General features: G+C 43.3%; 19 protein-coding genes. 4 read left to right on the top strand and 15 right to left on the bottom strand.

Annotated features, from left to right (window positions below; genetic code table 11):
• The first annotated feature begins 9 nt into the window (after positions 1-9).
• Entirely contained in the window at positions 10-1,494 is a 1,485-nt protein-coding gene (locus ACYUCY_RS09895; RefSeq protein WP_460226324.1) for a peroxidase family protein, read from the top strand.
• A gap of 251 nt (positions 1,495-1,745) precedes the next feature.
• Here the strand turns inward: ACYUCY_RS09895 and ACYUCY_RS09890 are convergent, their stop codons facing one another.
• The 7 genes from ACYUCY_RS09890 to ACYUCY_RS09860 form a co-directional block, all read right to left on the bottom strand.
• On the bottom strand, positions 1,746-2,042 hold the full coding sequence (locus tag ACYUCY_RS09890; RefSeq protein ID WP_460226323.1) for a hypothetical protein: 297 nt from the start codon (positions 2,040-2,042) through the stop codon (positions 1,746-1,748).
• A 120-nt stretch (positions 2,043-2,162) separates the two neighbouring features.
• Positions 2,163-2,558 carry a hypothetical protein gene (locus ACYUCY_RS09885; RefSeq protein ID WP_460226322.1) on the bottom strand — a complete coding sequence of 132 codons (396 nt, stop codon included), beginning with the start codon at positions 2,556-2,558 and terminating at the stop codon, positions 2,163-2,165.
• 22 nt (positions 2,559-2,580) lie between these two features.
• The gene (locus ACYUCY_RS09880; protein ID WP_460226321.1) at positions 2,581-3,795 is read right to left on the bottom strand and encodes a Bcr/CflA family multidrug efflux MFS transporter; all 1,215 of its coding nucleotides are present in this window, start codon (positions 3,793-3,795) and stop codon (positions 2,581-2,583) included.
• 337 nt (positions 3,796-4,132) lie between these two features.
• Complete coding sequence (rapA, locus tag ACYUCY_RS09875) at positions 4,133-7,006, bottom strand: RNA polymerase-associated protein RapA (protein WP_460226320.1); 2,874 nt, start codon at positions 7,004-7,006, stop codon at positions 4,133-4,135.
• 149 nt (positions 7,007-7,155) lie between these two features.
• On the bottom strand, positions 7,156-8,178 hold the full coding sequence (locus ACYUCY_RS09870; RefSeq protein ID WP_460226319.1) for a hypothetical protein: 1,023 nt from the start codon (positions 8,176-8,178) through the stop codon (positions 7,156-7,158).
• A gap of 11 nt (positions 8,179-8,189) precedes the next feature.
• Positions 8,190-9,446 (bottom strand): MFS transporter, encoded by a 1,257-nt coding sequence (locus ACYUCY_RS09865; RefSeq protein WP_460226318.1) that lies wholly within the window; start codon positions 9,444-9,446, stop codon positions 8,190-8,192.
• Positions 9,447-9,505: 59 nt separating this feature from the next.
• Positions 9,506-10,240, bottom strand: a complete 735-nt coding sequence (locus tag ACYUCY_RS09860; protein ID WP_460226317.1) for a 4'-phosphopantetheinyl transferase family protein — start codon at positions 10,238-10,240, stop codon at positions 9,506-9,508.
• 153 nt (positions 10,241-10,393) lie between these two features.
• Here ACYUCY_RS09860 and trxA point away from each other — a divergent pair, with 153 nt between their 5' ends.
• From trxA to ACYUCY_RS09845, 3 genes are all read left to right on the top strand, one after another.
• On the top strand, positions 10,394-11,296 hold the full coding sequence (gene trxA / locus ACYUCY_RS09855; RefSeq protein ID WP_460226316.1) for a thioredoxin: 903 nt from the start codon (positions 10,394-10,396) through the stop codon (positions 11,294-11,296).
• Between the two features lie 18 nt (positions 11,297-11,314).
• A complete protein-coding gene (gene ppnN, locus ACYUCY_RS09850) occupies positions 11,315-12,679 on the top strand; it encodes a nucleotide 5'-monophosphate nucleosidase PpnN (RefSeq protein WP_460226315.1) in 1,365 nt (454 codons plus the stop codon).
• A 150-nt stretch (positions 12,680-12,829) separates the two neighbouring features.
• Positions 12,830-15,640: a cation-translocating P-type ATPase gene (locus ACYUCY_RS09845; RefSeq protein ID WP_460226314.1), complete on the top strand. Its 2,811-nt coding sequence runs from the start codon at positions 12,830-12,832 to the stop codon at positions 15,638-15,640.
• A gap of 14 nt (positions 15,641-15,654) precedes the next feature.
• On the opposite strand, the gene ppsA is transcribed toward ACYUCY_RS09845, so the two are convergent.
• From ppsA to ACYUCY_RS09805, 8 genes are all read right to left on the bottom strand, one after another.
• A complete protein-coding gene (gene ppsA / locus ACYUCY_RS09840; RefSeq protein WP_460226313.1) occupies positions 15,655-18,090 on the bottom strand; it encodes a phosphoenolpyruvate synthase in 2,436 nt (811 codons plus the stop codon).
• A gap of 169 nt (positions 18,091-18,259) precedes the next feature.
• A complete protein-coding gene (hypB, locus tag ACYUCY_RS09835) occupies positions 18,260-19,132 on the bottom strand; it encodes a hydrogenase nickel incorporation protein HypB (protein ID WP_460226312.1) in 873 nt (290 codons plus the stop codon).
• Between the two features lie 28 nt (positions 19,133-19,160).
• Positions 19,161-19,508 carry a hydrogenase maturation nickel metallochaperone HypA gene (gene hypA, locus ACYUCY_RS09830; RefSeq protein ID WP_460226311.1) on the bottom strand — a complete coding sequence of 116 codons (348 nt, stop codon included), beginning with the start codon at positions 19,506-19,508 and terminating at the stop codon, positions 19,161-19,163.
• Complete coding sequence (locus tag ACYUCY_RS09825) at positions 19,501-20,037, bottom strand: hydrogenase maturation protease (RefSeq protein ID WP_460226310.1); 537 nt, start codon at positions 20,035-20,037, stop codon at positions 19,501-19,503. Before ACYUCY_RS09825 ends, hypA begins: the two co-directional genes overlap by 8 nt.
• Positions 20,034-21,500 (bottom strand): Ni/Fe hydrogenase subunit alpha, encoded by a 1,467-nt coding sequence (locus ACYUCY_RS09820; protein WP_460226309.1) that lies wholly within the window; start codon positions 21,498-21,500, stop codon positions 20,034-20,036. The genes ACYUCY_RS09825 and ACYUCY_RS09820 overlap by 4 nt, the downstream gene beginning before the upstream one ends.
• A 50-nt stretch (positions 21,501-21,550) precedes the next feature.
• Positions 21,551-22,108 carry an NADH-quinone oxidoreductase subunit B family protein gene (locus ACYUCY_RS09815; RefSeq protein WP_460226308.1) on the bottom strand — a complete coding sequence of 186 codons (558 nt, stop codon included), beginning with the start codon at positions 22,106-22,108 and terminating at the stop codon, positions 21,551-21,553.
• Positions 22,098-22,862, bottom strand: coding sequence for a 2Fe-2S iron-sulfur cluster-binding protein (locus tag ACYUCY_RS09810; RefSeq protein WP_460226307.1), 765 nt, complete (start codon positions 22,860-22,862; stop codon positions 22,098-22,100). Before ACYUCY_RS09810 ends, ACYUCY_RS09815 begins: the two co-directional genes overlap by 11 nt.
• Positions 22,862-24,595 (bottom strand): NADH-ubiquinone oxidoreductase-F iron-sulfur binding region domain-containing protein, encoded by a 1,734-nt coding sequence (locus tag ACYUCY_RS09805; protein WP_460226306.1) that lies wholly within the window; start codon positions 24,593-24,595, stop codon positions 22,862-22,864. Before ACYUCY_RS09805 ends, ACYUCY_RS09810 begins: the two co-directional genes overlap by 1 nt.
• Positions 24,596-24,702 lie beyond the last annotated feature (107 nt).

Here is a 24,702-nt window from a genome sequence, read left to right as displayed (position 1 = left end):
GAATTAAAAATGAAAAAAATTAAACCTATGCATGGTACCTCTAAAGCAAAAGGTTGTAGCCATATGAATTTGGGCAACTTTTGTGAATTGTTTGGGAAAGGCAAGTTGTCTAGTTGGGCGGATGATTGTGGGATTAAGGATCGCTGCGAAGCAGAAAAAATCGCAGCGTTGTTAGGTGGTGTTGGCAGCATTATGCATGATGCCTCTGGTGATTCTGCGGATTGTGATATTCCTGCGGCTTATACCTTCTTCGCACAATTCGTCGATCATGACATCACCCTCGATACAACGACGGCCCTACACGGCGAGGAACTTGATGCCAGCGCAATCAGTAAATTACCTAATTTACGTTCCGCATCCTTAGATCTAGATTGTGTTTATGGCTTTGGTCCTGAAGCCAGTCCATTTCAGTATGATCCCGTGCAGCCAGGCCGGATGTTGGTAGGGAGCGATGTTGATGGAATCTCTAACCCTAATGATCTGCCTCGAAATTCTGTTGGTCGCGCCTTAATTGGCGATCCTCGCAACGATGAAAATATATTTGTTTCGCAATTACAATTATTGTTTATTCGTTTTCACAATCGCCGTCTAGTTGGCCGAAGCTTTGAGAAAACCCAAGAAGATGTTCGTTATCATTATCAATATATCGTTCTAAACGATTTCTTAAAGCGCGTTTGTGACGAAGATATTTATAATTTCGCTCTACCAAAGATTGTTGAGAATGCTCGGAAAGCTCCGAAAGATCGTGATTATCCGTTCTGTAATTTGCTCGATAAATGTGGCCGGATTTGTATGCCGGTGGAGTTTTCCGTTGCGGCTTATCGTTTTGGCCATACCATGGTGCGTTCGGTGTATCCGGTCAATGATGGTCATCCCGCCATTGAGTTATTTGATGAACGTTTTGGCACTTTGGGATTTGGTCCGGTACCGCCAGAGTTGACTGTTGATTGGCGGTTTTTATTGGATGTTCAAAAATGCTTTCCCCATGTGAAATCGAAGGCCATTGATCACTTGTTGGCGGACGAACTCATTCATATGCCCGATCCGATAGTTGGCAGAAACTCACCCGCTAATGATCGTTCTTTGGCGTTTCGGAATTTATTGCGCGGTTATGTTCTGGGTTTGCCTAGCGGGCAAAAAGCTGCCAAGGCGCTCAAAGACAAGGGTTATCCGATCGATCCAGGTCAAGACTTAAAATTCAACGACATTCCGGGTTGGGAATGTTTGGGTGACGACGCTAAAAAAATTGCTAAACATACACCTTTATTCTTTTATTTAATGCGCGAGGGCGGTGCTCTACATAATGGCGAAAGATTGGGGCCGGTTGCTTCAGCCATATTGTTAGAGGTTTTTGGCAATATGTTCGTACATTGCTCGAGTTACTTAAAGGCCAAAGAAGATGGCAAGTATTGGGAACCCGATTCCTGTGTTGCTCATACAGATGGAGAACTAACGCTTAGAGATATCGTGCACTACGTTTCTGCTGCTTCTTAAAAGATAAGATGGTTGAGCCTGCCAACTATTAATCAGCCTTTGGGTGTTAGTAGTTGGCGGCTTTTTATTATTTAAATTGAATCACGGCTCGTGATTTCAACAACTATTTTAGCCTGCCTAATTTTCTAGACTGTATTCCAGTGAAATATACCAGCGGTCTTCTGAATATTACTGGCCGAAAACACCATCCTCCGTTCCATAAAATTGATTGCTTCCAGTCGTCATTTCTAAATTACTCAAGCAATCGTATGTTAAGGAACGCTTCCATCTTTATCATCTTCCGCCTCTTCATAATCATCATCGTCTTCATCTGAGATTTCAAATAAGCGCTCTAATGCTTCTTCGCCTTCGAGTTCAGCATCTTCGACATTGCTATAAAATACTTCGATATCTATTTCGCCGTTCGCATAAAATTCGACTTCCCAGCGTTCGCTATCTATGGATGTGAGTACCATAATAGTTTCATCTTGGTTGTGTTCTAGGGTGTAGGGTATTCCCGCATCGTCGAGTCGGTTCAGAAAATTTATAAGTTTTTGAAAGCTGTTCATGGTTTGCTCCTACGTAACTTTTGAGAATTGGCCAGGACTCTATATGTTAGCGGCGATTCTACTGTTTAACAGATGAATGACAAGTACTAGATGGCGATGATCAATACTGACCTGACATTTCTAGTTTGCCATATCATTAATAAAGGCTTGCGGCCAGAAAATACCGAATAGTAGTTTATCGCCCGCTTCATGGTATTCAGGGAATGCGATTGCCAGCGAGCTGTTACTTTTGTCTGGTAGCTGTAAACGGATTTCTCGGTAATAGCCGAGGGTTGAGCGAGCGTCATAGGTCGCGATTATCTGATTGTTCTGACAAAACCAAGTGGCTGTTTTTTGTAAGTTTGGTTTCTCTCCCTCTCCTTGAAAATTTACTAGCATCGTTTTGTCATTGTTTAATTGAATCGTCACAACTTGTTTTCTATTATCAAGTCTTTCGTAAACCCCGATGGGAATATCGCAGGCAAAACTGTGTAATGAAAAGATGAGAGATGAAAATAACAAATATCGTGAGTTCATAATTGTGCCGCTATTCTTAGTTTTACAAGGTTGTTTTCAATTCACTATTGACGGTGTCATCAATCGGCGTCTTTCCTGCAAGCAAATAAAATCCGAGTGTTAAGAGCCCGCAGCACGCCATCACGGCGGTAAGCGGGATACTGTTGTCAGTGTGCCACAAGCTAACCGCTAAGCCGGCTATAGATGCGATGCCGAAACGAAAGGTGCCGATCAGAGCTGCGGTTGAACCAGAGATGTGGGTGAACCTTGCCATTAATATCGACATAACATTTGCACTGGACACGCCTAAGTTACCAATAAACCATGCGCAAAATATTATGATTAATATTAGCGGTGGCTCGGGAAAAAAGGAGATGACGATCAGCCCAATGCTACTGAGAACGATAGAAATGACTGCGAACTTAAGTATTACTTCATTACTGAATTTGTAGACGAGACGGTTGTTGATATGGGTGATTGCAATTAGGCCGATAACATTAATCGCGAAGAGGTAACCATAATTTTCGGGTCTAATTTGGTAGAGGTCGATATAAACGAAAGGCGACGCACTAATAAATGTCATTAAACCCGCGAAAACAAAACTGGCGGAAATAGAGAGGCATAAACAATGTTTGTCTTTTATCAGTGTGCTGTAGTTTCGAAATAGCACCTGCCAATTAATTTTTTCGCGGCGTTCTTTCTTAAGGGTTTCTTGAATAGCGAATTTAAAAAATAGGCCGATACACACAGTGAAAATAGCGAGCACGCCAAAAATCCACCGCCATCCGGCAAGGGAAAAAATTAAACCACCGAGAGCTGGAGCGACCATAGGTGAAACCGCCATCACCATCATAATAAAACCCATGGTACTGGTGTAATCGGGGCCGCTGAAGCGGTCTCTGATTAATGCGGGAACAGTAACGGATATAGCGGCTGATCCTGTGGCTTGCATGGCGCGAGCAGCTAAGAATATTTCTATAGTGGGCGCAGTGGCACATAACAGCGTGCCGATTAAAAAAAGAATTAAGCCGTAAGTAATGGTCTTACGGCGACCAATGGAGTCCGATAGAGGCCCAAAAAATAACTGCGGGATCGCAAAAAAAAGTAGATAAATACTGACCGACAGTTGGACTAAATTCGGTGATGTCGAAAAATCACGGGTGATCTGCGGCATACTCGGCAGGTAGGTATCTATCGCTAAAGGTGATAGACCCATTAAAAATCCCAATAAATAATTTGACCCGCGCATTGATGTCATGGTTACAGCTCATACAGAATGAAAGCTTGTCTCATGGTGGTTCTAAACACCAATGATTCAAGGGGTGCCGCCACTGAGAATAGGATGAACTTCTCATTTGGAAAATACCGAGAAGTCTGGCGAATTAAAGCTGACGAATAATATCAGGACTCGGCTTTTTTTTCAGAAGAGAATGATCTAGGACCAAATGAGTTTTGAGAGGGGGAGAAAAAATCCTGCGTGTTGCCTGGTTAAGAATGATTGCTCCCAAAAAGCGGAAATATCATATTTGAAAATAATCAGGTGTGTATTTTCCTAGATAAATGTTCGGCAAAGACGCATCTATTCAGGTGATTTTCTATGTACACACAATAACGCGAACCGCATCTAAGCTCACTTGAGTTTGGCTAATATACTGGCTGAGCTCTTTAATCGTGTCTTCTATATGTACGATTTCTTCCTGACGGATATTTGGATTGACTTCTGCTAGCGTCTTTAGACGCGTCATCTCGCTTGTCAATTTTTCCCGCATGGTATTTTCTGCGGCGCTAACGATGGCTTCTCGTTGTTCTTCTGCACGTTCTTTATTGCCGGCAATGATTTGGGTAATTTTTTCTTTCGCGTGACGAATAATCCCATTGGCGGTTTTTTTATTTGGTACGGGTGTTTGCAATTTGTTTAGCTGCGCGAAGCTAATGATCGCGGTTAAATCGGTTTTTTCGTCAGATAAAACACGCAAGGTGTTCGCGGTAAAGTAGCTATCGAGTTGTAGATGTTGCGGGCCAGGGCAATGCACAACAAAAATTGTTTCAACTAATAAAGTACCCGGTTTCAATGGTGGCAGTTTCATTGTGCCAATAGAGGTATTACCGGTTTCGCTGCTTAATACCATATCCATTACTCCGCGCACCATCGGGTGTTCCCAGCTAAGAAAAACTATGTCTTCTCGACTCAGGGCCACTTTTCTATCGTAGGTGGCGGTCAGACCCTCATCGGGAAGGCCTGGAAAATGTTGTTGTTGCATGTGATCGCTAGGATGAAGAACAATTGTATTTGCGCTGTGGTGATCATCGTCGACGCCGAATACGTCGAAAGCCATCGACATGTAACCAGGCAATCCGGATTCAGTTTCGGACGCTTCGATCGCCGTAATTAATTTTGTCGCGCTGGATAAGTTGCAGGAATTTAATTCCAATAAGCGATCTCTACCTTCAGCAAGCTGTTTTAGGAGCGCCTGAGTTTTTTTCTGTGTTGTTGCTAGCAAAGTTGACCAGGCCTGATCGTCGCCGATGAGCAAAAGTTCATCCAATTGTGGCTTGAATTCAGAAAACAATAATTGTGCCGCCGGACAGGACTCTTCAATGGCGTTGATACCTATGTGATACCAATCCAATAGTTTTTCTTGCGCGCTGCATTCATAAAACGGTATATGAATTTGAACATCATTTTGTTGGCCGATACGTGCCAGTCGCCCGATACGCTGTTCCAATAAGTCTGGGTTATAGGGTAGATCGAATAACACCAAATGATGAGCAAATTGAAAGTTTCTGCCTTCGCTACCAATTTCAGAACATACTAATAGTTGGGCACCGTCAATGTCATCGGCGAAGTATGCCGCTGCACGGTCTCGTTCAATAAGACTTAATTCATGGTGAAACGCAGCCGAACGAACCCCTTTTCGTAGGCTTAAATATTCTTCTAAGGCTAAGGTGGTTTCGTGTTGGTTGCAAATTAACAACACTTTCTCTCGACGATGCTGCTTGAGCCAATCTACCAACCAAGTTACGCGGGGATCCGACTGCAACCATTCTGGGCCTAACAAGTTTTCAGGTCTTAAACACTCTTCAAACTTGGCACTGTTTGCTAGTTCGGAAAAGTTATTTGGTGCGCTAAGAGGGTGTCGAATGAGTTCGCGCTTTGGGAAGCCCTTAACGGCATTTCTCGTGTTGCGAAATAGAACGCGACCAGTACCATGATGATCTAATAAGTGTTGAACGCAACGATTGATTTCCTCGCTCACTGATCCTGAGTTGTTTTGCACCGCGTCTTTTAGCTGCACGATATTCGCAGCACCAATAAATGTCGCTAAGCGATCGAGTAGACCGTTGTTGCTGCCAAGTTTTTCGTCGGCATCGTCGGCAAGTAATTCTTGAACCAATTCGTTCGCAGGTAAATAACCTTTTTCTTCTTGTTTGTATTTTTCGAAATCAAAATAACGGCTGGGATCCAACAGGCGTAATCGCGCGAAGTGACTTTCTTCGCCCAATTGCTCCGGCGTGGCGGTCAATAGCAATAAGCCCGTCGATGATTGTGCGAGATCTTCAACACAACGATATTTTTTGCCAGCGACAGTTTCCTTGTCGTCGGTCCATTCGAGATGGTGAGCTTCATCAACAATCAATAAATCCCAACTTGAATCAGAGGCTTGTTTTTGACGGTCCGGGTGCTTAATAAAAAAATCAATACTAGACAGTACGAGCTGTGTGCTTTCAAAAGGGTTTTCGTCATTTTCCGAAAATGCTTCGCAGCGCTCTTCATCAAGAATAGTGAATTGCAAATTAAAGCGCCGCAATAATTCCACTAACCACTGATGAACTAAGGAATCAGGAACGCACACGAGTACACGTCTTGCGCGCCCGGTTTGTAATTGGTGGTGGACGATTAATCCCGCTTCAATGGTTTTTCCTAAACCTACCTCGTCTGCCAATAAAACTCGCGGCGCGAAGCGATTCGCGACTTCGTTGGCAATATGTAGTTGGTGAGGAAGTAGTTGAACTCTGGCACCGGTTAATCCGCGGACGGTGGAGTGGTGCTGAATCTCTTGAAAGCGTAAGCTCTGATAGCGCAGCTGATATTGATTTAACTTGTCAATTTGGCCCGAATAAAGCCGGTCTTGTGGGCGACTGAATTGCACAAAACTATTCAGTTCTAATTCAGGAACGGTGTACTCATTTCCGTTTTTATCTACCGCGACGTAAATCAAATAGTCTTGCTGATTTATGACTTCAATAACTGTAACGATTCGATCTTCACTGTCGGTAATGTCATCACCAACGTGGTACTGAACGCGATTAATAGGGGCGTTATCGCTGGCGTAAACACGGGTTTCGGCAGCGGCGGGAAAACTTATGGTGACGCGGCGATTTTCTTCACCGGCTATAATGCCCAAACCTAGTTCGGGTTCTGTATGACTAACCCAACGTTGTCCAAGCTGAAATTCTAAATCTGACAAATGTGCTCTCCAATGTGAGCCCGACATTGTACAGGGTCTAGTGGCTAGTTGAAAAACTATTTGCGTCGTGATCGCAGTGCTGGCGGGTATATTACCGTTTCATTTAAGAGAGGGGCATGCAGCGTAGAAGATTTTACTGCTTGAATTAACTATTGATCTTCGGAGTCTTCGCTCTGGTCTTCCGCGACTTGGGGTTCATCATCGCCGGAGAGTGACTTTATCTCTTTTTCAATCTGGCGGATCAGTTTTTTATTGGTGGTATTTTCCATAGCGAGTTTGTAATTTGCGATGCTGTTTTCAATCTCGCCTAGGCCAAGGTGAGACTTGGCCAACACTTGGTAAATATTCACGTTGTTTGATTCATCCCACTTTCTCTTTAACGCCAAGAATTTATTTGCGTAAACAATTGCTTGCGAGTAATTTTCGATGATGAGGTAAAAATCTGCCAGTTTTGAATTGATAGCCGGTATAAATGCGGCGCTTTGCTGGGCTTCTAGCAGCAGATTTTCTGCTAGAGCATAGTTTCCTTCAAGGGTGGCAAATTCGCTGTCGATAATTTTGTAATGAAGTGGTGAGTGAGTTGCGAAAGGTTGTTGAATTGTGCGTGCAAGTTGGTTATCGCCTCCGGCCAATTCTGGAGTGTTAATCAATATTTGGATGAGATAAAAGCGCGCTGAAATATGGTCGGGATTCAGCGCCAAGGTTTTTTCCAGATGTTCTTTGGACTGTTTAATGGATCTGCGAATACGCAACAAACTGACTTCTTGTGCACGTCTTAAATGCATCACGCCTAATGCATAATGGGTTTCCGCATCATCTTCATTCAAAGATAGTGCATGATCTAGTTGTTTTAATCCCGCTTGTGTCGATTGAGTGTTAGCTATCGCGATGCCAAGTAATCGATTTGTTTCAATATGCCTCGCCTGGGTCTTTAGCAGCGACGTAGCTTTTTCCAGCGCATCTTGAAAACGTAAATCTAATATCGCCAGTTGCGTGTCGAGTAACAGCTTCTCTTCTTCATGCGATAAAGTTAATTCTTCAATGGCCGACTCATTCTTTTCTTCAATATACGATTGAGTGGTCTGGGCAACACTCAGAGAAGCGCTGCATGCCATGAAAATAAATATACACACAAAGGCGTAAACACGAAGAAAAACCGAGTATTGGGTCATCGTTATGCTCATTAATTAGCGTTTTTTTGTTTCGGGCTGTGCTTAGGAAATATCAAACGACGGTAAACTAAGAATAGAACGCAAGAGAAAAAACAAGATCCTGCGCCGACGAGTAAGCCAATTCTAGCTGAAGAGGCATCGACAATTCCACCGACAATGATTCCGCCAATAGGTGTGGTGCCGAACATTCCCATAGTATACAAACTCATGACACGCCCTAACATCTGAGGTTCCGTGGCTTTTTGAATGGTTGTTTGTAGAACCGTTAGATAAGTTGTCATACAAAAGCCGAGCAATGGCGCAATAATAAAAAATATCGTGAGTGTAGGCGCTTGGCTCGCAGCGGTGATAACACAACCGAAAACTAGACAACTAAAAAATGTCGTTTTAGCGGTAATGTTACGCAGCATCGCAACAAATATCGCGCCGGCAATGGCGCCACCGGCACTAACAGAATGCGACCAACCAACAGCGGAGGAGGGCGCTTGGAAGACTAAGCTAACCATAGCGGTGATAACGGTAACGAAATTAAAAGCTAGACAGCCGATGATTGCGTTGATTATCAACGAGATGCGAATGACTGGTTTCGACCACGCATAGCGAAGAGAATCCATGATCGGATTTTTTGAAGGAACCTTATTCTCGGATCTCGACCACATTGATTGCGGTTGTAGTAATAATAAAATTCCCGCGGCGACGAGGAACGAGACATTGTTTATTAAGAAGCAGGTTTCAGGGCCGTAAAAATCATAAATGAGTCCACCCACTGCGGGACCGATAAAGCGCGCCGAGGACATAATTAGGGAGTTGAGGCTAACAGCGTTGGATAAGTCTTCTGGTCCGACTAATTCATAAATGATTGCTTGTGCCGCAGGTCGGTCAAATGCATAAGAAAGCCCTAGGCAAAATGATGTTCCCCAGATCCAAGCGATGTTAACTACTTCGAAATGCGTGGCTAAGGTAAGCGACAGAATTATCCCGCAGGAAAGTAAGTTGGTAACCAAGAGCACTTTTCGAGGTGGGAATTTATCGGCGATCGCGCCACCATAGGCGCCTAGAAATAGTAAAGGTAAGAACTGCAAGCCCATAGACACGCCGATGTCTTGGGTTTTTCCGGTGGTTTCAAGAACCAGTAATGCTAAAGCAATCGTATAAACCCAGGTGCCAACGTTCGAAATAAATTGGCCAATAAAATAACGTCGATAATTCGCATTCTTCAAACTAGTGAATGGCGAATTGTTCTTAGCGAAAAAACTGAGCCTAGGCAATGACGGTTCTCTGATTGAAATTAATGGGTGGAAATATTAAAAATCTTAGCGAGCCCCTTTTACTTTTTAAGTACAACGGCGGTGTGTATGAATTCATCGTCTATGAAGTATTCTCCGCGACCTTGGTATCCCAAACAAAATTCATTATTTAGAGTTTTGAGTAGCTCAAATGAAAATTGATTTTTTCTATCGACATCGAATTTTATGACGGCGTGTTTGAAGTCAAAAAATTGTTTAACGATAGGATTAAGACATTTATAAATACTTTCTTTGGCTGAAAATACCACAGTCAAATAAAGTCGATCGTTATTAGCAACATGAGGGTTGTCGCCGAAGGTTTCACGCTCCGTCAATATGTGGGAGCGAATATTGTTCGCAGTTTTTTCTTTAATACACTTTTCTGAATCAATGCCGATGCCGCGAATTTCTTCGGCTTTGGCGACGACTGCAGAAGCGAATCCGGCCGAGTGGGTAATTGAGCCAACGACACCTTCTGGCCAAACAGGCGCTCTTTCTTCACTTGTTCCAACTGCCTGATCGCTAATGTTTATCGCGCCTAATGATTTTCTCGCGCAATACCGGCCGGCGATATATTCTGCTTTCCGTTTTGGAACGGCACGTGACATCTTTTCTGGTACATAAATACCAAACTGTTCTTGGACGGATTCTTGATAGCTGTTCTTGTCAAATAGACAAGAACTTTGTTGGCAGAACTGGCCAAGATCAAGGGCGTTAGGGATTTCAGTAATCATGATGTCGAGTTCGTCATATTCGATATTGTTGACTAGACTCAAGTAGTCTTATCGCGCGACTTTCATAGGATAGGAATCGCGCTCAAATTTCGGATGCGCAAGTATATCACGCATTTTAGCGATTCCTTTCTGGGCAGCTGAATTAGAGGGCGTTATACTCTGCAACCTTTCTAAGAAACACGAGAATGTTTAGTAATGAGCGAACATATTGTCGATATTGATCAGAATAATGCACAGCAGCTGCTGATCGATGAGTCTCATCAACGTTTAGTAATGGTTGATTTTTGGGCGGATTGGTGTGGCCCTTGCAAATCCTTGATGCCTATACTCGAAAAGTTGGCAGAAGAATATGACGGGCAGTTTTTATTAGCGCGAGTCAATGCTGATGAGCAGCAAACTTTAGCCGGTCAATTCGGCGTACGTAGTTTGCCGACAGTGATGCTAATAAAAGAAGGGCAGCCCATCGACGGTTTTGCAGGCGGGCAGCCTGAAACCGCTGTTCGGGAATTGCTGGATAAACACCTACCTAAACCATGGGACATACTATTCCAGAAGGCACAAAATATTCTGCAGCAGGAGACTGAGCTTGATGGCGGCTCAGAACCTGAAAATCAACAAGAGAACCAAAAAGAAAATGAAGCTATGCCGCTATTGAGGGATGCTTATGCGCAATCCGGCAATCGCAGCGATATCGGTTTGGCTTTGGCGAAAGTATATTTAAATTTAAAACGGTTTTCGGAAGCGGAAACTATTATCAATAGTATTCCTATGGTCGATCAAGATGCAGTTTATGAGCAGGTCAGGGCATTGTTTGAGTTAAAGCAGGAAGCGGCGAAAAGCCCTGAAATTCAGGCCTTAGAAAAACAACTTAACGAAGAGCCGGACAATTTTGACGTGGCCTATAAATTGGCTATTCAATTTAGTCAGGATAACCACCATCGCGAAGCGCTTGAGTTGCTATTTATGATCTTGAAAAAAGATTTGAATTTTCAAGAAGGTGCTGCGAAGAAGGCGATGATGGATATGCTCGCCACCTTAGGGAAGGGCGATCCATTAGCAGTTGAATTTCAGCGTAAAGTTTATACCTTATTGTATTAGGATTTTTATTGATTATTTATGAAAAAAATATCTCGCGCTACGGTTAGACCCACCAGCAGTTTAAATTTATTATCGCATCGAGAAGTTACCGGCGTGATGGAAGCGAATCAAGATATTTTTGATATCTTTCGAGCCTGTGCTCTAGCGGTCCTTAACACCGGTAGCGAGCAAGATGATGTTGAACGTGTGTTAAAAGAATATTCTGATTTCGAAGTTAGAGTTGTATCTGAATCACGTGGAATCAAACTAGAAGTGATCAATGCACCAGCTTCGGCGTTTGTTGATGGAAAAATGATTCGTGGTATTCAAGAACATTTATTTTCCGCGTTGCGCGATATTGTTTATACCCACCATAAAATAAATCGCGATCGCCGTTTTGATCTTCAATCTGGTGCGGGTTTAACCGATGCCGTGTTTAGAATTCTTCGCAATGCTGGCGTAGTGCAAGCAAATCGCAAACCCAATCTTGTTGTTTGCTGGGGAGGTCACTCTATCGATCGAGTTGAATACGATTACTCTAAAGAGGTAGGTTACGAACTCGGCTTGCGAGGTATGGATATCGCCACAGGTTGTGGTATTGGTGCAATGAAAGGCCCTATGAAAGGTGCATTAATTGGCCATTCAAAGCAACAGGTCAATGACGGTCGTTATGTTGGAATAACAGAACCGGGAATTATCGCGTCGGAATCACCAAACCCCACAGTCAATGAATTGGTGATATTGCCTGATATTGAAAAACGTCTAGAAGCATTTGTTCGTTTGGCGCATTGCATTGTAGTTTTCCCGGGTGGGGCCGGTACTGCTGAAGAAGTGCTTTATTTGTTGGGCATGTTAATGCATCCAGATAACCGCGAAATTCCCTTGCCGGTTATTTTTGCGGCACCGGAAGGACGCGAAGAATATTTCCGCGCACTTGACGACTTTATTCGTAAAACCTTGGGTGAAGAAACAACACGCTTTTACGAAATTGTCATCGGTGATCCAGCGAAGGTAGCGTTGCATGTTAAACGGGGTATTGAACAGGTGATTCGTTATCGTCGCAAAGTTCAAGAGTCCTACGCCTACAACTGGAATGCGGTTATTCCAGAAGCGTTTCAAGTACCCTTTCATCCTGACCATGAAACAATGGCTAATTTAAAATTAGATACTTCGCTACCAAAACATGAGTTGGCTGCACAACTGCGTTGTGCATTTTCGGGTATTGTTGCGGGCAATGTGAAAGCCTTCGGTATTGAGCAAATAAAACGGAATGGACCTTATATTATTAAAGGCGAAAAACATTTGCTGACAGAATTAGATAAATTGCTAAGAGGGTTCGTCGATCAAGGCAGAATGAAACTCAACGGCCAAAACTATAAGCCATGTTTCAAGCTTGAGGTTTAGTGACAGGTACTGGCTAAAATTATTCTTTAAAAATTTTATTGGTGTCACTCGTCATCACTCAAACAATTATCTGATATAGGGATCAATATAATAAAACGGTTTAGTGTTAGCATTATTTTTATTGGGAAGTTATCTTAAAGTCGGTATGTTATGAGTAACGATAAGGCATCAAAGGATATTTTTAAGGGGGAAGCTCTAAGAAAATTGAAACCTAAAGAATTATTCGATTACTTTTCCGTTTCCATTGAAAAAACCTTTGCGTTATTGTCCACCTCCCGTCAAGGCCTTAGTCAACAAGAAGCAAAAAATCGCTTGCGCGAATACGGCCCAAACTCTCTACCCCTCGCCAAACCCACGCCCGCATGGCTGAGATTGTTACGACAATTTCACAACCCATTAATTTACGTTCTCTGGATGAGTGCTTTAATTAGTTTGCTGCTTGAACACTACGTTGATTGTGGTGTGATTGTTGGTGTCGTTATCGTGAATGGCATCGTGGGATTTATTCAGGAAGGAAAAGCGGAGCAAGCTTTGTTAGCCATACTCGCTATGGCAAAAACTCAGACCATTGTTGTGCGTGAGGCTGAACTAGTGACCATCGATAGTTCGGAGCTTGTACCTGGCGATATCGTTACGCTACAAGCGGGAGATCGAGTCCCAGCAGATTTGCGGTTAATTGAAGAAAAAGAGTTGAGCTGCGATGAGTCGGCATTGACGGGTGAATCGCTAACTGTGAGTAAAGATATTGTCGAGTTAGATGCGAACTGTTCTTTAGCAGAACAGAAAAATATGGCCTTTATGGGCACTTTGGTGACATCGGGCACTGGCCTGGGTGTGGTGACTCAAACCGCGAGCCAGACTCAACTTGGCGCGATCAATACCTTGGTTCAGAGTGTGTCGCTGGCAAGTACGCCACTACAAAATCAACTCAGTGTTTTTGCCAAGCAATTAACGATCGCAATAGTTGCCGTTGCTCTATTGACAATGTTGTTTGGAATGTTCATTAAAGGTTACGGTTTTTCCGAAATGTTTCAGGGCGCCATCGGTATTGCGGTTGCATCGATACCCGAAGGTCTTCCAGCCATCGTTACTATCACCTTAGCAATCGGCGTGCAACGCATGGCTCGCCACCAAGCTTTAGTTCGTCAGCTGCCAGCAGTCGAAGTACTGGGTTCCGTCGATGTAATTTGTACTGATAAAACGGGTACCTTAACCACCAATACAATGGTTGCTAGAAATGTAATTTTTAGTGGAAAAAGTTTTCGAGTAAGTGGAGACGGTTATGGTCCTGATGGCGAATTGACTGACTCTATTCTGGATAAAAGTGATAAGGCGTCGAAAGATTCAGATAGTTTTGAATCGCTTAAAAAGATGGCCGCGCAGATCAGTTTTCATTGTAACGATACCACTGTCGTTTTTCAGGACGAAGATTGGGTTATTAATGGTGATCCAACTGAAGGTGCGCTTTACTCTTTAGCTTTAAAAATTGGATTAAACGTGGAAGAAGAAAAGTCTAAACCACGTTTGGATGAAATTCCTTTCGAAAGCGAACGCCGCTATATGGCGACACTACACGAATCGCTCCAAGGAAGTACTCAGGGACAAATAATTTTTGTAAAAGGCGCACCTGATAAACTAATTAACTATTGTCATCAAGAATTATCCGAGGCTGGGCCGAAAGCCATTAACAAAGAATACTGGGAGAAAGAATTAGCGGTACAAGCTGGCAACGGAATGCGAGTTATGGCGCTTGCTTACAAAAATACCGAGGCGAACGTCGATGGTTTTGATCCGCAGCACATCGAAGATGGATTGATACTTGTAGCCTTGGTGGGTATCGCTGATCCACCCCGTGAAGATGTCGTTGAATCAATAGCCGATTGCCACAGTGCTGGCATTCGCGTCAAGATGATTACCGGGGATAACCCGATGACTGCGGCGGCAATTGGTCGAGAGTTAGGGTTAAATGCGGAGATCGTATTAACCGGCCGCGAGTTGGAAGCATTGAGTATCTCTGAACTGCAATCGACGGTTGATAGTGTTGATATATATGCACGCACGAGTCCTGCAAATAAATTACAACTCATCGATGCTTTACAAAAAAATGGACATGTCGTGGCGATGACCGGAGACGGGGTAAACGATGCGCCTGCACTTAAAAAAGCCAATATTGGTGTCGCGATGGGTGGCAAGGGCACAGATGCTGCGAAGGAGGCGGCACATTTTGTTCTTACCGATGATAACTTTTCGACGATCACTCGAGCGATACGCGAAGGGCGAACCGTTTATGACAATATCTTAAAGGCAATTATTTATATCTTGCCGACCAGTTTTGCGGAAGCGAGCATAATTGTGTTGGCAATTGTATTCGGCTTGGTTTTACCCGTTACTCCAGCTCAAATTTTATGGGTCAATATGGTTACGGGCGTCACTCTGTCGCTAGCGATCATTTTTGAGTTAGGTGAAGACAATATTATGCAGCGTTCACCGCGTTCGCCCAAGCATTCCTTCATTACTCGAAGCTTGCTAATTCGAATGTTATTGGTAGTTATATGTATGGCTAGCATTGTATTTTGGATGTTTAGCATTTATTTGCAGCGAGGCGTGAGTGCGGAGTACGCAAGAACGATGGTGGTGAACGCCTTGGTGTTATTTGAAGTGGTCTACTTATTTAACTGCCGATTTTTATATCAGTCTTCTTTGTCTACCCGTTCTTTTAAGAGAGTACTGCCGACTGTACTGGCAGTGAGTGCAGTGATGAGTTTGCAGCTTATTTTTACTTATTGGCCAACATCACATGCAGTGTTTAAATTGGAGCCGATAATTGCGAAAGATTGGCTTTATTTAGTGCTGTTTACTTTACCTTTGTTTTTTGTTGTTGAAATAGAAAAAGCTGTCAATAAGTTTATGAGCGGGATGGTCGACAAGCAGTCTCATGCGGATATTCAAAGCCAGAAATGAAATATTTGATCGGGCTAATTTGTATCGGAATCTAGCGATGCTTGTTCGGCTTGGTAGGCAATTTCCGTCATTTTCATCACTGAATCGGGGTTGAGAGCAATCGAAGATATTTTTTGTTGAATCAACCATTCAGTTATTTCTGGGAAATCAGAAGGCGCCTGACCGCAAATGCCAATATATTTTCCATGCGCGTTGCAGGCTTTGATAGCCATAGCCATGATGACTTTTAGTGCTGGATCGCGCTCATCATATTGGCTGAGAATTCCCGAATCACGATCAACGCCTAACGTCAATTGTGTTAAATCATTGGAGCCGATTGAAAAGCCATCGCAGTGAGCAAGAAATTTGTCGGCCAACAAAGCGTTCGCTGGAATCTCACACATCAAGTTAAGCTTCAATCCTTTTTCGCCACGAACGAGCCCATGTTTTTCCATTATTAGATTAACTTTCTCAACTTCGTTAACGGTACGAACGAACGGCAGCATTACTTCTAAGTTGGTCAGGCCCATTACTTCGCGAACTTTCTTAATCGCCTGGCATTCTAATGCAAAGCAATCTTCAAAATTCTCGGAATAGTATCTGGCGGCACCTCTAAAGCCGAGCATGGGGTTTTCTTCTTGCGGTTCGAAACTATCACCGCCAATGAGTGCAGCATATTCATTTGATTTAAAATCACTGGTGCGAAGGATGACAGGCTTTGGATAAAATGCGGCGGCGATACTACCAATCCCTTCAGCGAGTCGATCGATATAAAAATTTACCGGATCTGAATAACCGGCAATTTTTTTCTTAATTTCTTGTTTTAATTCCGTCGACATGGAATTGAACTCAAGTAATGCGCGGGGATGAATACCGATGGAGTTGTTGATGATAAATTCCATTCGCGCCAGTCCAACCCCATCATTGGGTAATGCAGCAAGCGAAAATGCTTGACCTGGGTTTCCGACGATTAACATTATTTTAGTTTTTGGACGTTTTAGTGTTGAGATGTCAAAACTTCTTTTTTCAAATTTTAGAGCACCTTCATAGACCTTGCCGACTTCTCCTTCTGCGCAAGAAGCCGTTACGGTTTGGCCATCGTTCAAGATTTCGGTAGCGTTGCCGGCGCCGACAATAGCGGGTATGCCCAGTTCTCGAGCAATAATGGCGGCGTGACAAACGCGCCCACCACGATTGGTGACGATCGCGCTGGCGATTTTCATCACTGGCTCCCAATCTGGATCTGTCATGTCCGTTACCAAAATTTCACCCGCTTGTAGATCCTTCATTTTTGATGCGTTAGCAATAATACGTACCTTCCCGGTACCTATTTTGCTGCCGACACTTTTACCTTGGGTAATTAATTTGCCTTTTTCAATAAGGTGAAAAGTTTCTTGTAAGCTTGATGTCGTATGCCCGTGAATGGTTTCGGGTCTCGCTTGAACAATAAAAAGCTCACCGGTGATCCCGTCTTTTGCCCACTCGATGTCCATTGGTCTTGGTGCACCCGCGTGTTTTGAATAGTGTTTTTCAATGGTGATTGCGTAATGTGCTAGCTCCAACAAGTCATCATCGTTAATAGCAAAGCGATTGCGATCGGCTTCATCAACATCGACGGTGTGGGTTGAGTGGTTTCCGCAAATTGAATCATTATTTTTGGCTTGTGTTCCGTAGACCATTTTAATGGCCTTTTCACCCAGGTGACGCCGTAAAATGGGCTTGTGTCCGATCAATAAGGTATTTTTAAATACAATAAACTCATCGGGGTTTACCGATCCTTGCACGATAGTTTCACCGAGACCGTACGCTGCGGTGATCATAATTAAATCTCGAAAACCCGTTTCGGTATCGATAGTGAACATAACACCGGAAGCGCCGAGGTCTGAACGCACCATTTTTTGAATGCCGATTGAAAGAGAAACGTCCATGTGATCGAAGCCTTGATGGACTCGATAAGCGATCGCGCGGTCTGTAAATAGTGACGCGTAAACTAATTTACAGGTTTCAAGTAGCTGGTCTATTCCCGATATATTTAAATAGGTTTCTTGTTGGCCTGCAAAAGATGCATTGGGTAGATCTTCGGCTGTTGCTGAACTACGAACCGCGACGCTGAGTTCTGCTCCCTCCTTGGTAAGCATTTCTGAATATGCCTGCTCAATCTCTGCAATTAACGCAGGCGGAAGTTCCGCATCGATAATTAATTGGCGTATCTCTTGCCCCGTATTCGCAAGTGCGCTGACATCGGTGATATCTAGGTCTGCTAGACGTGTAGTGATCGGGTCAGTTAGTTGGTTGTGTTCAAGATAGAGTTGGTAGGCTTCGGCGGTTGTTGCAAAGCCATCGGGCACCCGGACACCTTGTGAAGAAAGCTCTCGAACCATTTCTCCCAGAGACGCATTTTTTCCACCGACAAGCGCGATATCGTTGGCGGTAATTTCTTTGAATCGAAGGATGTAGGTATATTGGTTCATACGATTCCTTTGTAGAAAATTGCGGTTATTAATTGAAGCTAAGAGGGTCTAAATAAAAGTCAATGGCTAAAATAATTATTTAGAGCGTTATACCGTAACGCAGATCTTATCGAACTAAGTGGTAGTCTTATTTGCGTCGAATCAATAAATATTCAACGAGTTAAGGCTGTTATTGATTTTCAGATGTCATTTCACTTATCTGCTCATAGAGCCAATTAAGCCAATCGCCCATACCTTGCCCGGTTTTCGCCGACACTTCGATTATTTTTATCGCGGGATTAATTTCCTGTGCGTACTGGCGACATTTCGATATGTCGAAGTCTACATAAGGCAAGAGATCTGTTTTGGTAATCAGTAATAATGAGGAGTGATAAAAAGCATCCGGGTATTTTAATGGCTTATCTTCGCCCTCAGTAACGGATAGGGCGACGATCTTATGATGTTCTCCGAGATCAAATCCGGCGGGACAAACAAGATTGCCAACATTTTCTATGAAAACGACGCCAGATTTTGGCGCGGGAATCCGATCGAAAGCTTGGATCATCATATGGGCGTCTAGGTGACAGCCTTTTCCCGTGTTGATCTGAAGGGTTTGTGCGCCAGTGGCGGCTAATCTATCTGCATCAAGGGTTGTTTGTTGGTCGCCTTCAATAACTGAACAGGGCAGGGTCTTTACCAGCCGACTAAGCGTTTCTGCTAGCAATGTTGTTTTTCCGGTGCCAGGGCTCGATAACAGATTTAGGCCAAGACAATGTTGTGTTTTTAAATGTTCTCGCGCTTGTTGAGCGAAGGTATTGTTTTTCGCGAAGAGAGATTTTTGTAAATTAACTAGTCTTGTCGATTCGCAACCCGCTACGGTTACGCCAGCGGCATTATCCCCGAAATTTAACACGGGGATATCTTTCGCGTTGTCGTTCGAAGCGAGATATCGAGGAGGTTTTTGCGTCGTAATAATATCTATAGCTGGCTGCCACGTGTTGTTTGGATGGAGAGAATTTTTAGAAGCATCTGAACGCTTATTGACATATTGATGTTTGGTCAAAGAATCACACCCGCAAATAGTACACATCTTATTCCTCGTATATTTCTAGTTCGGTAAGTTGCATATCATCGCCGCCAACTATCCTGGTACCAAATTGCTGGCAGTACGGACAAGCGATATGGACTGAATCTCCTTCAAATTCTTTTTTGCAATGTAAACACTGGAGACGCCCAGGAATTTGAGAAATATTGATGGTCGCGAGATCTAAAACGGAATCGTATATCAAGGCTTCGATCGCGAATCGCAAAGATTCGGGATCGACACAGGATAGTTCTCCAATTTCAAGTTCCACTTTCTTGACATGTTTAAAATGTTCTCGTCGTGCCGTGGCGTTGATGATTTCGATGAGCTCTTCGGCTAACGATGCTTCATGCATGGGTCACCTTCTTGCCTGGTTTTGCCAGCTCGTGGTTGCTTGTGACTAAATTTAGCCAAGATTGTGGCTCTGTGCTAAATATTTTTTGCAGGAAAGCTAAGGCTGTTTCGATTGCCTGCAAAGTAGAGTCCGATATTTCAGTGTTCAGCTCAAATTCTTTGCCCTCAATGGCGAGCAAATAACTAGGCGGAGCGTTTCGCTGTTGAGTTAATTCGAAGAGTGCAAGAATATTTTCCGGACTTTGTACATGGGTTGAAAAGTGGCTGCTAGCCTCCGCAGATATTCTACTAAAGCTAAAATTGTTTAGGGTAGCGCGGCAAGCGTCAACGAATATTACAGTGTCGGTTCCTACAAGATCAAAAACATGTTCTGGGTTAAGTTGTAAATCTTCAATAAGATTAAAGTTGTAGCGCGTATTTTGGTCTAGGTTCATGGCACTGAGCGCTTTTAAAAGTAGAGGCGCTGCACCATCGTCGCCGCGGCTTGGGTTACCGTAAGCGATAATCGTGAGATGCGTTTTGGTGTTCATGAAAACTCGCCGCGATTTGATTTTTCCAAGCGATGAATCTGCTCGCCCTTAAGGTTAACTAATTCAATACTTAAAGGCATTTGACCAACGGCGTGTGTTGCACAGGACAAGCAGGGATCGTAAGCGCGAATGGAAACTTCAATGAGGTTCAATAACTCAGGTGTAATTTCCTTGCCGTCCAAATATTGGTTGGCGACTTGCCTGATAGATTCATTCATCGCTTGGTTATTGCTGGTTGTTGAAACGATTAAGTTCGCTTTTTCTACCATGTCATTTTCATCTATTTGATAGTGATGAAACAGAGTGCCGCGTGGTGCTTCTATAACGCCGATACCTTCGTTCTGCTTATTACCGCTACGCTTTAAATCGTCGGACATTAAATCAGGATCGTCCAACAGGAGGGCGATAGACTCGGCACAATGGAGGGCTTCAATCATCCTCGCCCAATGAAATGCTAAAGTGTTGTGCACTAATCCATGGGGGTTGAAGTTGCGAAATTCTTGGCGAAATAATTCAGCTTCTGGCGTAGAAATTTGGTCGCAGTTATTAAGCCTTGCCAGAGGGCCAACCCGATACCACCCGGTCTCCGGTCCTTCTTTGACAAGGAAGGGAAACTTCATATAGCTCCAGCTTCGAACGTCCTCATTGATTAAATCTAAGTAATTATTATCGGCGAACTGATCCGTATGAATGCTTCCGTCGCTATTTTTAACCCGTATTTTTCCATCGTATAGTTCTAAGTTACCTTTGCCGTCAACTAGGGACATATACCGAGTATCAAACCTTGCGAAATTTTTGAATAGCTTTTCGTCTGCCAGACATAGTTTTTTTGAAAGCATAACTGCTTCTCGTGTCCAGCTTATAATGTCCTTAATATCGATTTTTAAGCCGCTAATATTATCGATTTTTAGGGCTCTATTCATGCCACCAGGAATCGCTGCAATACCATGAATTCGCTTGCCACTAATCGCTTGAATAATTTGTTGGCCAAACTTGCGAATTTTTATTCCTTTAATAGCGAGCTCAGGGTTTTCTTTTAAGACGCCAATAATGTTCCGTTTGGCGGTATCGCTATCGTAACCAAATAGTAAGTCAGGCGATGCGAGATGAAAAAAATGTAAGGCATGTGATTGTAGAACTTGACCAAAATGCATTAGGCGTCGGAGTTTGATCGCTGGTGAAGATAAATTGTTGACCCCGGCAATTTGATCGATTGCTTTTGCAGCGGCCAAATGATGACTTACTGGGCAAATACCACAAAGTCTTTGCACTAACAAAGGCAGTTCCCAATAAGGTCTGCCTTGAATAAACTTTTCGAAACCGCGAAATTCCACGATGTGTAAACGGGCTTGTGTAATATGCCCATTGTCGTCGATAAGCAAGGTTACCTTGCCGTGACCCTCAACCCGGGTAATAGGGTCGATCGCGATACGGCGTGATTTTGGTTTAGTTGTTTCGTTCATACGATGATTGCGATTCTCTTGTTTTGGCTAAGCTATTTAGAAAAATTAATTCAATCGAAACGTCGAAGTGCGTAGTTAATATTGGGTTCTCTTTTTTCTAAAATCGCTTGCAACAGTTCAATGAAAGCTTCAGCGGGTGGAGGGCAGCCAGGCAAAAAATAATCTATCTGTACAGCTTCGTGAATCGGAACGACTTTATTCAACAACGCGGGTAGCTCCTCGTCATTGGGTATTATTGATTGAGGAGTCAAACCTAAACCGTCACGATACGATTCGTCCAAACATTCCTCGACGGTAAATTGATTTCTTAATGCTGGGACGCCCCCGTTGATTGCGCATGCGCCGACTGAAACTAGCACTTTGCATTTGGATCGAAAAAGGTTTAGCACTTCTACGTTTTCTTTATTACAAAGACCGCCCTCAATCAAGCCAATATCACAAGGCCCTAATTCTTTGATGTCTGTAAATGGCGAGCGATCAAATTCGAAATGTTTCTCAAGATCAACTAATTGTTCGTCAATATCTAAAAATGACATATGACAACCAAAACAACCGGCAAGCGAGCCAGTAGCAATTTTTAATTTTTCCCCGCTCTGGTTAGTTTTCATCAATACCACCATTGATAAGGGCAGGCCGTTTATTACCGATTTCGCTGATTGTGTCGTGATCATAAAGACGTTCACCAGGTACTTCAGTGTAATTGTTATGTTTGTGAATGATAGCCCCAACAGGACATACACTTGTGCTTAGGTCACTGGCAATTAAGTTGCTTGACTGTAGTTGGCCATCCACACTGTTAATGCGGAGCTCGGTATCTTGTCCTCGTCCGCCCAAAGAAAAAACATTTTTAGCGTCTAACTCACGACTAGCGCGCACACATAATTCGCAATTAATACAGCGGTCTCGATCAATAAAAATGTCTTGGTGAGAGCCATCACGTTGACGAAGTGGATATTGCAAGGGGAATTCGCTATGCGTCATGCCAAGTTCGTAGGCAAGCGCTTGTAGTTGGCAATTGCCGGATACTTCACAGGATGGACAGTAATGATTACCTTCGGAAAACAACATTTCAATAAGTTGCAAACGCAATTTTTGTAATCGTGGTGAATTGTTGCTGATGTTCATCCCATGTTTTGCCTTCATGGTACAGGCAGAGAAATAACCTTCGCCTTCGCTCACTAAACAAAGCTTACAGCTACCATGAAGAGACAGTTTCGGACTAAAGCATAAATGAGGAATATAAATTCCCGCTTCTGTTGCGGCTTGAATAACCGTTTGTCCTGGTGAAAAATTTATCGCAACACCGTCAATTAATAATTGATGGGTAGCGTCATTTTTTTCCTTTGGTACGGTTTCAGTCATTACTGGGTTACTCGGTCGATTTGTCGCGCTATTTCTTCTCCGACAAAATCATCGCTAATGGAATTGTTCATTGGGACATGAAAGTCGTTAATAATTTGTCGAGCGCAATCGCCGGCGGCCTTTCCTAGTCCGCAATGGCTAGCGGCGGAAAGTAGATCACTGGTTTGAATAATGAGGTCTATGTCATTTTTTCCGGCTTGTTGAGACGTAATTTTTTTCATTTTAGAATCGATAACTGCAGTTCCTACCCGGCACGGTGTGCAAAAGCCACAGGATTCTTCAGAAAAAAATTGCATATAGTTTGAAAGTATATCGCTGATTGAGCGCGACTCATTAAATACCATTAAAGAGCCGCCAGTATGAATATTTTCAAAATCCAAGGGGAGATGAAACTGATCTTTATGAATCAACTTTCCCGATGGTCCGCCAACCTGAACATAGACGGCATTTTTTGCATCGACGAGAAGTAATGCTTCCTTGATAGTTGCCCCCAACGGAAGCTCGACAATTCCTGGTGAGGGACAGTCTCCTGAAATGCTGTGTAATTTGGTACCCGGAGAAGCCTTGGTGCCGGCTTCGCGAAATTTGTCGGCACCAAAATCCGCTATCAGTGCGATATTACAGAATGTTTCAACATTATTGACGACAGTGGGTTGTTGTAGATAACCGTGGCTAACGGGAAAGGGAGGGCGAATACGCGGAATCCCGCGTTTGCCCTCTAATGATTCGAGAAGTGCGGACTCTTCACCGCAAATATAGGCCCCTGCGCCAAGGTGAATTTCAATGTCAAAATTTTCACCGAACAAACCACTTTTGCGTCTGCTGTCTATGGCGTTTTGAATATGATTTACCAGGAATAGATACTCATTGCGTAAATAGATAAAGCCGTGAGTTGCACCGATGACTTCAGCACAAATACTCATACCTTCAAGTACGTTGTCGATTTTACTGTTTAATAAAACGCGGTCTTTGAATGTTCCCGGTTCGCCTTCGTCAGCGTTACAAACCACATATTTTTTATCAGCAGGTACAGCAATACAACTTTGCCATTTAAAGAAGGTGTTGAACGCAGCACCACCGCGACCTTGTAAGCCGGATAATTTCAATTGTTCGAGGAAATAATGATTTCCTTGCTTAGTAATTTTTTCACGTAGCTCGCCTGGATTGACTGTATGACCTAATAAAGGTCCACTAGCTAAAATGGTTTCTGGTATTGAGAATAGTTGCTCTGGCCAACGATCGAATTGCGTTTCTTGTTGAATCAGATTAAGTATTTGTTGAATGCGTGCTGGATTTAGTTTCGAAATAGCAAAGCCATTAATCAATAATGCTGGTCCCTGTTCGCATAACCCAGTACAGGACGTCGTGTTAACGGATAGTTTTTCTGGATGGCTTTCGGCAAATTCAATTAGAGTTCGTAAATTATTGTTTTGGTCTAACATCATATCGGTAATGTTAGTACTGAGATAAATTTGCCAGGCACTGGGTTGCTTAATACGTAAAAAATGATAAAAATCAATGATGCCAGTGATTTCACCTGCGCTTAAATCAACAGAGTCGCTGAGTATCTCGATCGCGCTTGGTGAAATCCACCCGAAGTTATGTTGTAAGTCTACGAGTACCTGAAGGAGTTGGTGACGAGATATACCATGCTGCCAATAGTTCGCAATGAGTTCTCGGACTTTATCGCTTGATACGTTTCTAGGGTAGGGCCCAATGGGTAGAAAGCGCAAAGTTCACTCCTTTCAAACTGTGGGTTGATTCCAGAGGAGAATACTCAAAATCGCTCTGCAATTGTCGCTAATTACTATTATGTATGCTTTGATACTCGTCAATGATT

The organism is Aurantivibrio infirmus (assembly GCF_054767315.1).
Note: the sequence above shows the minus strand (reverse complement) of the source record. Positions and strands in the feature narration are given on the sequence as shown.